Source organism: Paenibacillus sp. OSY-SE (assembly GCF_000283315.1).
Taxonomy (GTDB): domain Bacteria; phylum Bacillota; class Bacilli; order Paenibacillales; family Paenibacillaceae; genus Paenibacillus_B; species Paenibacillus_B profundus.
The window spans coordinates 1-14198 of sequence record NZ_ALKF01000173.1 but is presented as its reverse complement, the minus strand read 5'-3'; the positions used below and the strand labels follow the sequence as shown (position 1 = coordinate 14198).

At 52.8% G+C, this 14198-nt stretch carries 14 protein-coding genes; 7 read left to right on the top strand and 7 right to left on the bottom strand.

Annotated features, from left to right (window positions below; all coding sequences use genetic code 11):
- Positions 1–31 precede the first annotated feature (31 nt).
- The 4 genes from A372_RS0111235 to A372_RS37330 form a co-directional block, all read right to left on the bottom strand.
- On the bottom strand, positions 32–1003 hold the full coding sequence (locus tag A372_RS0111235; protein WP_019420947.1) for an ROK family protein: 972 nt from the start codon (positions 1001–1003) through the stop codon (positions 32–34).
- A 3-nt stretch (positions 1004–1006) separates the two neighbouring features.
- Positions 1007–2875 carry a class I mannose-6-phosphate isomerase gene (locus A372_RS0111230; protein WP_019420946.1) on the bottom strand — a complete coding sequence of 623 codons (1869 nt, stop codon included), beginning with the start codon at positions 2873–2875 and terminating at the stop codon, positions 1007–1009.
- A 149-nt stretch (positions 2876–3024) separates the two neighbouring features.
- Positions 3025–3954: an AraC family transcriptional regulator gene (locus A372_RS0111225; RefSeq protein ID WP_019420945.1), complete on the bottom strand. Its 930-nt coding sequence runs from the start codon at positions 3952–3954 to the stop codon at positions 3025–3027.
- Positions 3955–3956: 2 nt separating this feature from the next.
- Positions 3957–4127 (bottom strand): hypothetical protein, encoded by a 171-nt coding sequence (locus A372_RS37330; RefSeq protein ID WP_019420944.1) that lies wholly within the window; start codon positions 4125–4127, stop codon positions 3957–3959.
- 258 nt (positions 4128–4385) lie between these two features.
- Here A372_RS37330 and A372_RS0111215 point away from each other — a divergent pair, with 258 nt between their 5' ends.
- Positions 4386–5066, top strand: a complete 681-nt coding sequence (locus A372_RS0111215; RefSeq protein WP_019420943.1) for a TorD/DmsD family molecular chaperone — start codon at positions 4386–4388, stop codon at positions 5064–5066.
- Between the two features lie 247 nt (positions 5067–5313).
- On the opposite strand, the gene A372_RS0111210 is transcribed toward A372_RS0111215, so the two are convergent.
- Positions 5314–5913, bottom strand: coding sequence for a TetR family transcriptional regulator (locus A372_RS0111210; protein ID WP_036703960.1), 600 nt, complete (start codon positions 5911–5913; stop codon positions 5314–5316).
- A gap of 350 nt (positions 5914–6263) precedes the next feature.
- On the opposite strand from A372_RS0111210, the gene cls reads away from it, so the two are divergent.
- From cls to rocF, 4 genes are all read left to right on the top strand, one after another.
- Complete coding sequence (cls, locus tag A372_RS0111205) at positions 6264–7775, top strand: cardiolipin synthase (RefSeq protein ID WP_019420941.1); 1512 nt, start codon at positions 6264–6266, stop codon at positions 7773–7775.
- A gap of 445 nt (positions 7776–8220) precedes the next feature.
- Positions 8221–9459 carry an MFS transporter gene (locus A372_RS0111200; protein WP_036703967.1) on the top strand — a complete coding sequence of 413 codons (1239 nt, stop codon included), beginning with the start codon at positions 8221–8223 and terminating at the stop codon, positions 9457–9459.
- 156 nt (positions 9460–9615) lie between these two features.
- Positions 9616–10812, top strand: a complete 1197-nt coding sequence (locus A372_RS0111195; protein WP_019420939.1) for an ornithine--oxo-acid transaminase — start codon at positions 9616–9618, stop codon at positions 10810–10812.
- Positions 10813–10877: 65 nt separating this feature from the next.
- Entirely contained in the window at positions 10878–11804 is a 927-nt protein-coding gene (gene rocF / locus A372_RS0111190; protein WP_019420938.1) for an arginase, read from the top strand.
- A 66-nt stretch (positions 11805–11870) separates the two neighbouring features.
- Here the strand turns inward: rocF and A372_RS37325 are convergent, their stop codons facing one another.
- Both A372_RS37325 and A372_RS33770 read right to left on the bottom strand, forming a co-directional pair.
- Positions 11871–12032 (bottom strand): hypothetical protein, encoded by a 162-nt coding sequence (locus A372_RS37325; protein ID WP_019420937.1) that lies wholly within the window; start codon positions 12030–12032, stop codon positions 11871–11873.
- A gap of 6 nt (positions 12033–12038) precedes the next feature.
- Positions 12039–12650 carry an FkbM family methyltransferase gene (locus tag A372_RS33770; protein ID WP_019420936.1) on the bottom strand — a complete coding sequence of 204 codons (612 nt, stop codon included), beginning with the start codon at positions 12648–12650 and terminating at the stop codon, positions 12039–12041.
- Between the two features lie 312 nt (positions 12651–12962).
- Between A372_RS33770 and sdaAB the strand changes: the two genes are divergently transcribed.
- Together sdaAB and sdaAA are read left to right on the top strand one after the other, a co-directional pair.
- On the top strand, positions 12963–13625 hold the full coding sequence (gene sdaAB, locus A372_RS0111175) for an L-serine ammonia-lyase, iron-sulfur-dependent subunit beta (RefSeq protein ID WP_019420934.1): 663 nt from the start codon (positions 12963–12965) through the stop codon (positions 13623–13625).
- A 30-nt stretch (positions 13626–13655) separates the two neighbouring features.
- Positions 13656–14198 (top strand): L-serine ammonia-lyase, iron-sulfur-dependent, subunit alpha (sdaAA, locus tag A372_RS0111170; RefSeq protein WP_019420933.1); only part of this gene is annotated, 543 nt, incomplete at its 3' end.

Sequence of the window (14198 nt, the reverse complement as noted above, 5' to 3'; positions counted from 1 at the left end):
AATCGTTAATCGTATGGAAAGGCACATGTGCTCATTGAAACAGGGCATCGATACCCAAATACGTATATTCCATCACTTGATTGTTCGTCTGCAGCTCGCATTCGCATGGCTGCAGCAGCGCGTTCAGTTCTGCGGCGAACAAATCGGCACTCTTAGCAATTTGTCCGCCCAGAATAAGCCGGTGCGGGCGGAAGCCGTGAATATAAGGCGACAGCATCTCGGCAAAGCGTGTTCCGAACACGCGGAAGACATGCAATGAAGCGGTATCTCCGCCGCGGGCTGCTTCCGCCAAGTCGCGCACTTCCTGATCGGGGCAGCGTGCATCCAAGAGCTCAGCGAGCTCCAGTATGCCGCGGCGGCCGAATTGCTCGTCCACGAGGCGGCCACGATACGCTTCGGCATAGAGCATGCCGCTGTCTGGCACACCGCTGCGGCCCGCAACGGGACGACCGGCCTCGATGAAGGCCGAGCCGAGCCCAGTGCCGAGCGTCAAGCAGAGGAGACGCTCGTGCGGGTGCAGGCGGCTTAGTCCAAGTGCGAACAGCGTCGCGTCGTTCTCGAAGCGAACGTCGGCGTTGGCCAGAGGGGCCGCCCATGCTTCGCCGGACGCCGCTCGGCGGGAGAACTCGGCGCGGAGCGCGTCGCGTACGTTGACGCCATAGAGGCGGTCGTACTTGCCCAGGCCCTGCAGGCGCGACACGCCCGCTTCGTAGTCGAACGGCCCGGGGAAGGCGAAGCCGATGCGCATCGGCGCCTCAGGCCGAGCCGGGCCTGCGGCCGCGTAAGCGCCAAGCAGCTCGCGACAGGCGTCGGCGAAGCCCGCCACGATGCTGGCGGCGTCGCCCTCCGAACGCGACGGCCACTGGCCGCTCACGTTCGGCACGAGGCGCCCGCCTGCGACGACGGCCGCCTTCAGCGCCGTGCCGCCGGCGTCCAGCGCCAGCGTCACCGCTTGCGGCGCTGTCGCTGAGCCGCAGTGCGCAGCCGAGGATGGGCCGCGCATCGCTCAGGCCTCCTCGCCTGTGCGCCAGCCGTGCGGCAGCAGCGGCGTCGACCAGGTGGACGCCACGCCCGCCTTCACGAGCTTGCACGGAGTGCCGCCGGCGTTCTCGAGGCGGTAGCGGCCGACGCTGGCCGGCACAATATACGCTTCCGCGTAGCCGAATTCCACGGCCTTCGCTTCGTCATCCAACGGCACGAGGCGTACGCGCTCGCCCTCGACGAGATTGTACATGACGAACTCGCCCTTCGTATCGTCTTCCCAGCGGTCGAAGAGATGAACCCGCTTGACGCAGAACAGCAGATCGTCATGTTGTCCGAGCAAATACTCTTGGTTGGCGCCTTGCTCACCGAGCAGCTGCGGCTCGGACATCAGATGGCGCTTGACCCAATCCGTATTTTTATCGAAGTCGACATTATGCTCGGCATGCTCAATGCTAATCGGGCGCGGTTTGCCGTCTAAGTCCTTGCGCAAATAGTCGTATATTTTGAACGTAAACCACCACGTCGTGGAGGATACCTCAAGCACGAGGTTGCCTTCGCCAGAGCAGTGAACCGTTCCAGGAGGAATGAGGAACAAATCGCCTTTTTTGGCATCGAACTCATTCACATAATCCGTGAACGGCATCGGCACACCCGTCTCCTGAGCTTCACGAACGGCACCGAAGAAGCTGTCCGGAGTGCTGCGGCCGGTCAGGCCGAGATACACTTTAGCGCCATCCTTCAGCTCCATAATGTAGTAGGATTCTTGCTGTGTCATATGCTCGTTAAAGTTCACTTCTACATATTCCTGCTTCGGATGGACCTGACACGACAGGTTGCTGCCGTCAATCGTGTCCAAATAGTCGAAGCGGACCGGGAAATAGTCGCCGAACAGCGCAACCGGCCGTTCTCCCATTACGCGGTTATATTCATAGGTCATCAGCAGCGTGAAAGGAACCTCGATCGTGCGGCCTTCATACTGGATCAGCATTGAATTTTCTGGTGCGATCGGCTCGAAGCTCCATGCGCAGTTCACCCAGTCCTGCGGCAGATCGCACAGCTCCTTCAAATACTGGCCGCCCCACACGCCCCGCGCAAAAAACGGCTTAACTCGCAGCGGCTGTGCGGCAACTTGCTCCAGCATGCGGCGCAAGCCGGCTGTCGTCGTGACGACGGGCTCCTTCGGCTTGTTCATGTCTACATAATAGTCAAAGCGCTCCAAGTTCCGCTTCCGATAGGTCTCCCAGACCGGCCATTCGAGGAACAGGCAGATTTTATATGTTTCCACATGATCCCGATTCCATGACATGCCAAGGTTGCACAGGTTTTTGCGGTGCTCAAGCTGCTGATATTCACGGGATACGTCGAAGAAGAAGGACAAGTGAACAGTTGGTTGAGCGATCCATAGCGCCCCTGGGCCGAACAGCAGGATGATCTGCTTGCGAGAAGCGTCAGAGCGGTGCGAATGCACCGCAGAATCGGCTTCCACAGCGGCTGCGAAGCGTTCTTTCGCATCGGTCATAAAGTAATCGCCAACGTCCGCATCCGACGCCATATAGCCAAAAGCGCGGTTGTCGGTAATATAGCGGTGGAATTGGCGGCGCAGCGTGTCGCCGCTGTGCATCAAGCTCGTGGTGCTGTAGACGTGAGCGGACACCTGTTCTCTATCTAGGCGTTCGACAATGCGCGCAATGACAAATTGCATATTTGCGCCATGCGTGCTGTCTAAGGCAACGACCAGCACATCTTGATTCGAATTATTTAAGGCGGACATAATCGCTTCCGCTATCGGTTCTGTACCATGCTCAAGTCCTTGCGGCATCCACGCCAACGGACGGTCGCCTTCACAGGATACGGACGAATGAATCACATTATGCGGGTATTTGTTGAACATGAAGCAAGCCCTCCATTCTATCGCAGGTCATTGCGTAGGGAGAGGTAATCGCTCTCCGGTTCGCTTATGCCCCCATTGTAATGAAAGAAGGGAAGGCTGTATTTGGACAAGGAAGCTCCTTTTTTGTACAAAACGGACATGGATTCCGTTTAGGTGCGAGGTGTGGCTTTCAGGCGGGAACGCCCTTCGGCAAATTGCGAGCGCCGAAAACGGGCGGGGGATACACCCAGCTTGCGGGTGAACACTCTTGTGAAATAATGAACAGATTCAAAGCCGCACCGCACGGCGATATCTTTAATCGCGGCGTTGGATCGGAGCAGCATCTCCTTCGCTGACTGAATTCGGCGCTCTTGCACGTAATGCACGAACGTTTGACCGCTTTCCTGAACGAATAAGCGCGAGAGATGCCGCGGGGAAATATGCAAATGCTGCGCAACGATCTCTAACGACAGCGGACCGCTCAAGTTATCTTCCAAATAAAGCTGCGCCCGGTGGAATAAGTCGTTGACCGGACGCGCCGTTTCTTCTGCACCGAACGAGGTCGGCAGCTGATTCGGATCCGGCGTGAACAGCGGCAGCATGGAATAGAGCAATGCATGCGAGGCCGCTTGCAGGACAGGGGGCGGGTAGATCGCCTGCCCGGCGTCGAACATGCCAAGCAGCGCCTCCCATAACTTTGCCATCGGGGACGCAGAGGCATCCGGCATGATAGGCAAGGCGTGAGCGGCCATATGCTGGAACGCCTGGGCGTAATCATCCTCCGTATGCTCCTCATCCATATCGAAGGCAACGAAGCATAATGTCAGCCCTTGATCGCTGCGAATCTGGTGCCAGATGCCAGGGCGGGAACAGAAGGCGGTTCCGGGGGCTAGCGGGTATTCTTGTCCGTCATCGGTGTACTCGCCCTCACCATTTAGCACATAGCACACTTCTAAGAAGGAGTGGCGATGCACAGTATTATTATAATGCTGCGGCATAAAGCCCCAATAATGCACGCGAAAGGCGATGGGACCATTGCGGAGCATGGTGGCATGCACATTGAGCGCCGTGTTTGCTTTTTTGAAAACGGAATGGTTCATCATCATGCTTCCTTACCGGGATCAAGGGTGGTTTGCACATTGGACTGTTCGACATCGGAAATGAGGGAGCGGAGATCCTGCTCCATCCCAATGCCCGCCACCATTAAGCCCATAGCTATAAAAGATACGATGGCACGAAGACGGATAAATCCTTTGCGCGGTTGTTTTTTCATCGTTGTCTCCTTTCGGCGCCACCTATATTATGAGGAAACATTTGGAACTGTCTCTTTAGTGTGACGTTTGTTACAATAATCTTTACGACTAAAACAGTGAATCGTTTCGGCAGGATCACGCACCGAAATACACTTCACAGAAGCGTCACATAAAACGCTTTCTTCTTCCTTATTGTTTGCATTTTGTCACAGCTTTTAACAATTGAATATGGCACAATATGGATGCAGGAAGAAATCATCATATGGAGGGGACGGACGATGTTGTTAACGGCAGAACAGCCGGTGCAGTGGAACGATGAGACCGTAGAACGTTTGGAGACACGCAAGGCGGTGTATCAATTGTTAGCCGATTTCCTTGGCGAAATGCCAACGCTCGATGTCATTATGTCTTGGCGGAATCATCAGGGGTTACAGGAGATGTCCTGCGCGTCTGAAGGAGCCAAGCAGCTGCGCTTGTTGTTAGAGAACTTGTCGATTAACGAGTTGTACGCCGTATTCTCTTCGCTGCGCGATGAATATATGCGCCTCTTCGGTTCCTCGGGCCAACTGCCCGTGACTCCGTGCGAGACGATGTATCGTGCCAGCGAACAGATGCTGCCGAAGTCCTACGCTCAAGTTGTGCGGCAGACGTATGCTGAATTCAGCTTATATTTTAAAAAAATGAATGGTGAGCCTGACGATCATATCGCGATTGAACTGGAGTTCATGGCCGTTCTGATTGAGAAGATGATGAACAGCGTCATGACGGAAGAGCGCTTTGACCGTTATATGAACGGACAGCGTGAATTCGTGCTGCATCATTTGAAGCGGTGGGCGCCGCGTTTCGGGGATGACCTGAAGCAGCATGCGGAGCATCCGGTATATCAGGCCATTGGTCTGCTGCTTAAAGAATTTATTTCTAAGGAAGTAATTTGGGCGGAGAAGACGAAGACTGCATAAATATTGCGTTACGATTCGCAAAACAGAATTGCGTCACTAAAATTAAGTTTCTAGAATTGAGTTACTCGATATTGCCAATCCATTATGAGATACATGATTATTCATAGCAAAGGGACCTTTCCAGTAGAAAGGTCCCTTTTTTCCAACATCCCGATGGGGGTGAATAGATGCAGATGCTTCGCTCGGTTTCCCCAGATGACCTCACTTAGATTTGTAACAAAGATAAGCGACCTGTGCTAGTTCAAGGCTAATCATCCTTGATAGTCAGCCCTCGCCAATATATCGACCAAGCGGCTTCAAGCTTTTTCTCAAAGCGATCGGGTCCACCGTACAGCAGCTCTACGAATAGTCCATCCAGGATGCATATGAACGCTTTGGAAGCTTGTTCCGGATGCACGCCAAATATTTCTTGTGTTCTGAGGGCTTGAGCCATTCGGGGAACCAGTCCATTTTCCAACCGGTCCAAAAATTCATTCATGCGCTCCATGACTTGCTCCCGCAGCGTTTCTGGGGGGAAGAAGGAAACACGTAAAATGAACTTCAGCACATCGTACTGCTCATAACGCTGACGGTATGATTGAATCAGCAGGGTGAGCTGATCGTGAAGTGACAGATGATCATGCTTATTGAAAAAATCGGTAATCCAGTTCCACTCATCTATAAATACGGTTTGAAGAACATGAAGAAATAAATCGTCTTTGCTCTTATAATGAGCATAGATGGACGGTTTCTTGATGCCGACGTCTTCGGCGATTTTGGCTAAAGACGTCCCGTCATAGCCATACTTGGCAAAATGGGAGAGGGCGATGAGTTGAATGCGGTTTGCGGTCAAAGGGAATTCCTCCATTCCTCGCTGTTCCTTCATCTCGCAGAAACGGTCCTGTGTTTACAGTAATAGGCGGATGGCCGCCTCTACTTAGCTACCTACCGTTCGTTCGAAAATTATGTCATACGGTTGTAACCGTTGTCAATGACATATTTGATGTTGTTGTTTTCGGGTATAGTAAAGCAATATAGCTTGTACACTACCTTCATTGTCCCATCAGCTGGAAGGGTTTATGCGTTATGTAGTCGTCTTATCATTTATTTGGAAAAAACATTGGTTTATGCTGCGTATATGTAGATAAGTACAACGATAGGAATAGGAGAAAATGGGTGAATAGATAGAATGGCTAGTTAGAATGGGGGAGCATGTGGATGAGAAGAGCACTGCAGGTCGGGTTATTCATCATCATGTTGTTGACGTTTGGTCTATATATTAATGATACGTTTGGAAATACAATTGCTACAGCGCTAAGCATTATGACGACGCTGGCGGTCATTACGCTGGCAATCATTATCTTTATGGAGAACCGTCATCCGTCCAGCACGGTGGCTTGGATATTAGTGTTGGCGCTCGTTCCGGTAGTCGGATTCATATTTTATATGCTGTTCGGACAGAACTATCGCAAGCGGCGGCGGTATGCGCGTAAAGCGCAGCAGGACAGACAAGCGTACGCCTTCATCGATAACGAATCATTGCTTCGCAGGGAACAAATATTAAGCTCGTTTACCGATGATCAACGTCAATTGCTGCGGCTGACCAGCCGTCTCAGCAAGAGCCCGATCTCGTTCTCATCGGATACGCGCATTCTGAACAACGGGGAAGAAACGTTTGCTGCCCTGCTTGCAGAGCTTGGCCGAGCGGTTCACCATATTCATATGGAATATTACATTTATAGAGACGATGATATCGGACGGAAGATTAAGTACATTCTGATGGAAAAAGCGAGGCAAGGCGTGGAAGTTCGATTCATGGTTGATGCAGTAGGCAGCATGCAATTGCCAAAATCGTTCCTGAATGATCTACGGAGGGCTGGCGTAGAAGTAGCCGCCTTCGGTGCGGTGAAATTCCCGCTGTTCTCGAATCGGGTCAATTATCGCAATCACCGCAAAATTGTCGTTATCGACGGCGATGTCGGGTTTATCGGTGGACTGAACGTCGGCGATGAATATTTAAGCCGCAGCAAGACGTACGGCTTCTGGCGAGATACGCACATGATTGTGCGGGGCGAGGCAGTGCAGACGCTTCAGATTATATTTCTGCAGGATTGGGCGCATACGACGGCCGCCAACCTCTACGGGCCGGAATATTTGCTGCCGCGGCCGGTGGAGGCGACAGCCGGAGCGGTGCAAATTATCGCAAGCGGGCCTGATCAAGATTTCAAAACGATGAAAAACGTCTTTTTCTCAATGCTGACCTCGGCCAAAAAGTCCATTTGGATTGCTACGCCTTATTTCATTCCGGATGAAGATATTTTTACGGCGCTGAGGGTAGCGGCATTGGCAGGAATCGATGTGAAATTATTATTTCCGGCCAAGCCAGACAAATGGCTGCCGTTTCTTGCGTCCCATTCTTATTTTCCCGGCCTCATGGAAACGGGCGTACAAATTTATGAATATGAAAAAGGCTTTCTGCATTCCAAGCTTATTATAGTAGACGGCGAGATTGCTACGATAGGAACAGCTAATATGGATATGCGAAGCTTCCATTTGAATTTCGAGGTCAATGCGATTTTGATGCGAACGGATAGTGTGGCAGCGTTGGTTGAAGATTTTGAACGGGATTTGCAGTACACGACGCCGATAGAGGAAGAAGAGTTTGCGCACAAGAAAATGATAACCCGATTTTTGGAATCCGCTGCCCGCCTATTTTCACCATTGCTTTAACGAGACGGCTTGCGGTGCATATACCCGCATTCCGCACCAGCTTTCTGGCGAATTAGACGCCGAGGGTCGATCCGCCAACCAAAAGCTTAGCGTTGTGTGTGCGGTACGGGTGCAGTGTTCGCCCTGATAAACTCCGCCATTCTACTGCCTTGAACTGTCACAAGGATGGCCAGAATGACCCCCGTCAAAAGGGGCTGGGACTGATTGACTGCTGGCACCGTTTATGGCATGATGTTACTAATCATTCATTTGAGAACGATTTTCATTTTCTACAAGATTTACAAGGTGAAATATCTCATTCATACAGGTATCATTCATATACGTAATTAGAGCTGCTTCGCTTGATGGCGGAGCAGCTTTTTTGATTCTGGGCAGCTTCATGATCAAAAGGGGACTTTTTGAACAACCTCTAACAGACTTTAGTGGGAGAACGGGGATGGATGCAATGTGGAGTAACCGCAACGTATGGATTGTGCTGAGCGGAGAGTTTATCGCCGGTCTCGGCTTGTGGACTTCGATTATCGCGAATTTGGAATTTATGCAGCAGCACGTGCCGTCAGACTTTATGAAATCGCTCATTTTATTCGTGGGACTGCTTGCAGGCGTGCTGGTCGGTCCGTATGCAGGGAAGGTCATCGATACGAGCAGCAAGAAGAAGGTGATGATATACGCCGGAATCGGGCGAATGGTCAGCGTGTGCTTCATGTTTCTCGCTTTGTCGATGGATTCGGTATGGTGGATGGTCCTGTTTGCAGTCAGTTTGCAGGTGTCTGCGGCGTTCTACTTTCCGGCACTTCAGTCGGTTATTCCGCTTATCGTCCAAGATAAAGATTTGATTGCGTTAAATGGGGTTCATATGAATGCTTCCACTATCGCTCGTATATTGGGAACGGCGATGGCGGGAATGATGTTGGCCGTCATGAGTCTGTCCTCATTATATCTCACCTCTCTCGTTGCGTACGCGCTGCTGCTTGCGTCCACCTTCTTCTTGCAGGTAGAGGATACAGGCACGCCACATCGCAATAGGAACCAGAAAGGCAAAGAGAGCGGCGGGTTCAAGGAAATCGTTCCGATGCTCAAACAACTCCCTGTAGCTGTCATGGCGCTCGGGTTGTCGATTATTCCAGCGCTGTTTATCGGAGGCTTCAACCTGATGGTCATCAACATTAGCGAATTGCAGCATGATCAGCAGATTAAGGGCCTGCTGTATGCAGTGGAGGGGACAAGCTTTATAGTTGCCGCATTTTTCGTGAAACGGATTTCCGGAAAAGTGAATTTGTTGAAAATGCTGCTCTCGTTTTCATTTGTCATCGCCATCTCGCAAATGCTGTTGTTCTTTGGAGATATCAGATGGGTGGCGCTGCTGTCATTTGGCTTGTTCGGCCTGGCGGCAGGTTTTTTCTTCCCTTTGCTGTCGACGTATTTCCAGACGACCATTCCGAAGGACTATCATGGCCGCTTCTTCTCGTTCCGGAATATGCTAGACCGGGTGCTGTTCCAAATCGTCCTGCTTGGGACGGGCTTTTTCCTCGATACGATCGGGCTCCAATACATGGTGCTCATCTTCGGCGGAATTTCATTGGTGTTGGCGCTGTATGCCTTGCTTTACTCCGACAAGATAACGGCACGAATGCTCTCCAAGCATGGCGGGCCAAGTGTGGAAACGGGGAGTACCCCGATGTAATCAGTTCCCGTTCGCATTGTGTTAGAGAAATGCGGCGGGAACTTTTGTATTTTCCTGGAGGACATATGGCAATATTTTACCGTTATGTGAAACAGTGTGCTATACTCTGAATATGGTATAGAAAGCGATTTCGTAGAGGACAGAGGAGGATAGTGAATGGCAGGCTCAGAAGAGATTATCCGCACGACGGAACGGTATGGAGCAAGGAATTACGATCCGCTGCCTATTGTCATTTCCAAAGCGGAAGGTGTATGGGTAGAAGATCCGGAAGGGCGCCGCTACTTGGACATGTTAAGCGCATACTCGGCCTTGAACCACGGACACCGCCATCCGAGCATTATTCAGGCGCTCTTGCGCCAGGCAGAGAAGGTGACGCTATCTTCCCGGGCGTTTCACAGTGAATCGTTGGCCTCATTTTATGAGAAGCTGTCGGCCTACACGGGGAAAGCGATGGTCTTGCCGATGAACACAGGTGCGGAAGCGGTGGAAACTGCCCTCAAAGCAGCGCGGCGCTGGGCATATAACCATAAGCAGGTCCCCGCCAATCAAGCAGACATCATCGTATGCAGCGGCAATTTTCATGGGAGGACGATTACGGTCACCTCCTTCTCCTCGGCGGAGGAATATAAGGAAGGCTTCGGTCCGTTTACGCCAGGCTTCACGATCATTCCATTCGGTGATGCTGAGGCGCTGGAGCAGGCTATCACACCGAACACGGCCGCTTTTCTAGTAGAGCCGATTCAAGGGGAGAATGGCATCGTCATTCCTCCCGACGGTTATTTGCGCCAGGCCTACGAAATATGCAAACGGCACAACGTTCTGTTCATGGCGGATGAAATCCAGACCGGCTTCGGGCGTACGGGCAGGCGGTTCGCCTGCGACTGGGAACAGATCGTGCCAGACGTCTATATCATGGGTAAAGCGCTCGGAGGAGGCGTGCTGCCTATCTCGGCCGTAGCGGCGGATGAAGAGATTCTGGGCTTGCTGCAGCCTGGATCGCACGGCTCCACCTTCGGAGGCAATCCGCTTGCTTGTGCGGTGGCGGTAGCCGCCTTGGAAGTGCTGGAAGACGAACGGCTTGCTGAACGCTCGGAGGAGCAGGGAGCGTATTTTAAGCAGCGGCTAGAGGGCATTCACAGTCCGGTAGTCCGCAATGTGAGGGGAAGAGGGTTGTTCATCGGCGTGGAGCTGACGGAGCCTGCACGACCGTATTGCGAGATGCTGATGCGGCTTGGCATGCTTTGCAAAGAGACCCATGAGAATATCATCCGCCTAGCGCCCCCGTTAATTATTGAGGCAGCGGAGCTCGATTGGGCGTTGGAGCGTATCCAGCGCGTTTTGGCTCGCGCATAGCCGTACCCGCTTATCAGTCTTGGAACTATGTTGCATATTAGCTTGCAAGGAGGAGAAAGTTGTCGATGACGATGACGATGAATCGAAAACTGTCAATGATTAGTGTTCCATTCGGACTAGGGGCTGGCAGAGCGGGAGCGGAGCAGGGACCGGAGAGCATTGTTCGCTCCGGATTGCTGCGGCAGCTGAAGCAGTTGGGGATAGAAGTGGCGGCGGAGCGCGAAGTGAATTTGCCATCGGCGGCTCCAGCTAGAGAGCAGTTGGATGAAGCGCCTGTTCCCGCGCGGAACGCGAAGCACTTGGCCGAGGTGCTCTATACTTGTTCCGCGTTGGCCGAACAGGTGTCTGCAGCCGTAACGGACGGTTGCTTTCCGCTCGTGCTGGGGGGTGATCACAGTATCGCGATGGGCACGCTCGCTGGATTGACGCGCCATTATCGCAATGTAGGCGTCATTTGGTTCGACGCCCATTCCGACTTAAATACGGAGGAGACGAGTCCGAGCGGGAACGTTCACGGCATGTCGCTGGCTGTTGCGTTGGGCAGAGCCGAGTTCGCGGAAATGCCGTGGTCAGGACCATACGTGAGAGCGGATCGCGTCGTGCTTATCGGGGCGCGCGACCTCGACCCCGGAGAGAAAGAATTCATTCGTCAGCAAGGCATTACCTGCTTTACGATGCACGAGATTGACCGCATGGGCATGGAACGGGTTGTGCAGGAAGCGCTGCGCATTGTCGGCAGCGACACGGATGGAGTTCATCTCAGCTTCGATGTGGATAGCGTCGATCCTTACGAAGCGCCGGGAACGGGCACGCCAGTGCAGGGTGGAGTGAGCTACAGGGAAGCGCACTTGGCGATGGAGCTGCTGCACGAATCTGGCCTTGTCACTTCGGCGGAGTTCGTGGAAGTGAATCCGACGTTAGATGTGAACAACAAAACGGCAAGGCTGGCCAAGGAACTTATCGGTTCGTTATTCGGACAGAGAATATTATAATGAATGAATAAAACCGGAGGCGCAAACCTCCGGTTTGTAGCTTCCAAGTATATATGCTGGCTATTATCACTTCATGATGACGTTAGGAATGCTGCCTATGGATAGTACCTGCTCCAGCGGCATCTGGATCTCTGCCCCGTGATGATCAAGCAAGTAGAAGCTCTTTCCAGCATCTTCATGGCGGCGCAGTAAGGCCGCGAATGGCTCCATTTGTTCCTGCAGCATCATTTCGTTTCATTCAAAGACGACACATTTCACGTTATGCTCCAGCAGCTGTTCCATGCCGAGAAACGCTTGGTATTCTCCCCCCTCGATGTCTACCTTAATCATGTCGATATGCGGCAGATGCGCGAGTGCATCGTCCAGCCGTATGGCCTCCGTCTCGAATTCCGATATATCGTCCCGGTAATGCTTGAAATATTGTTGGCTATGCTTGTTCACCGAGCTGTTGCCCATGTATCGCTGTGAGGCTTGAAACTGGAGTGGCGCAGACGAAGAGGATACGGCCTGCGGATATAAACGAACGCGATCGTGAAGGTAATTCAAGGCAACGTTATCCTGAAGGAAGGAGAACAGCAGCGGATGCGGCTCGTACGCATACACTTGGCCTGACGGTCCCGTCAAATGGGCGAGAAAGACAGTGAAGTAACCGACATTAGCCCCGATATCGACGAGTACGTGCCCCTTTTTTACGTGATTCTCCAAATACTTCATTAGTGGCCACTCCATCGCGCCGTGCATGACGAGTTCTGGTGTAATGCTCAAATCAGCGGAAGGGACGATGAGCTTCCCTCCGTAAACAGGCTTGACGAGCAGGCGTTCATTGCCCATGTAAATCGCGTGCATGCAGTCACTCCTTCGCAAGTGATGTCTTCCAATATAAAACTTTTCCATGTCAGATTTCTACAACTTATGCGCCGCGATTCTGCAACATAACGATTGAATGGGAGACGTCTATAAATCGCCGTGCCGGAGGGGTTGTGTTCTTGGCAAAGCCTTGGTAGGATGAGTCTGAAAGTGCTTGCAGCGGTCGGCTATCGTCGTGGAGAAAGCGGGACCGGTTGCGTACAATAGAAACGAGCAAGACGAGTGGAATAGTGGAACCATCAGGATAGATTGGATAGAACGTTGGGGGAACGCTAAAGAGGAGGAAGGGCGATGAAGTATCGCAGTGTGTTTGACATCATTGGTCCGATTATGGTGGGTCCGTCCAGTTCGCATACGGCCGGAGCAGCCAAGATAGGACGCCTTGCGCGAAGCATCTTCGGCAGACAGCCGAAGCGGGTGCATATTTCCTTGTACGGCTCGTTCGCAGAGACGTACAAGGGACATGCGACGGATGTGGCGCTCATTGCGGGGGTGTTGGATTATGACACGAATGACCCGCGCCTGCCGCAGGCGCCGCAGTATGCCGATGAAGCCGGCATCGAGGTAGTCTTTACGACAGAAGACGCCGTGCCTGAGCATCCCAACACCGCCCGCATTATGATGTCGGACGAACGGGACGAGATGGAAGTAGCAGGCATCTCCATTGGCGGGGGCAAGGTGGAAATTACGGAATTGAACGGGTTCGAGCTGAAGCTTTCCGGTCAATGTCCGGCCATTCTCGTATTGAACCATGACCGGTATGGAGTCATCGCCGGAGTGACGCAAATATTGAGCGGCCAGCACGTCAATATCGGACATATGGAAGTAAGCCGCAAGGAGAAAGGCAAGATGGCACTCATGGTCATTGAAACGGATGAGAAGATAAACGAATCCATTATAGATGAGATTCGCGCTCTAGCGGGGGTTAACCGCGTGCTGCGCATGGAAGATTAATGACGCCATCGAGGAAGGGAGGACAAGATTATGTTCCGCAATGTAGCTGAATTAGTCGCGCTTGCCGAAGAGCGTTCGTGCTCGATCGCGCACATTATGATACAGCAGGAAATGGAAGTGCGCCAAACGTCGCGCGAATCGGTTATCGAGCTGATGACTCGGAATCTGGACGTCATGGAGCAAGCGGTCGCGCGCGGTCTGTCAGGTGTTAGCTCCCACTCTGGTCTGACGGGAGGAGATGCGGTCAAGATCCAGCAGTATATTGACTCCGGCAAAGTATTAAGCGGCGAAACCATAATGGACGCCGTCAGCAAAGCGGTGGCGACGAACGAAGTGAACGCTGCGATGGGGCTCATCTGCGCGACGCCGACGGCAGGATCGGCCGGTGTCGTGCCGGGAACGCTGTTCGCGCTCAAGGAGAAGCTGCAGCCGACACGTGAACAGATGGTGGACTATCTGTTCACGTCGGGGGCCTTCGGCATGGTCGTGGCGAACAACGCCTCGATCAGCGGCGCGGCGGGTGGCTGCCAGGCTGAAGTGGGGTCAGCCGCAGGTATGGCGGCGGCAGCCATT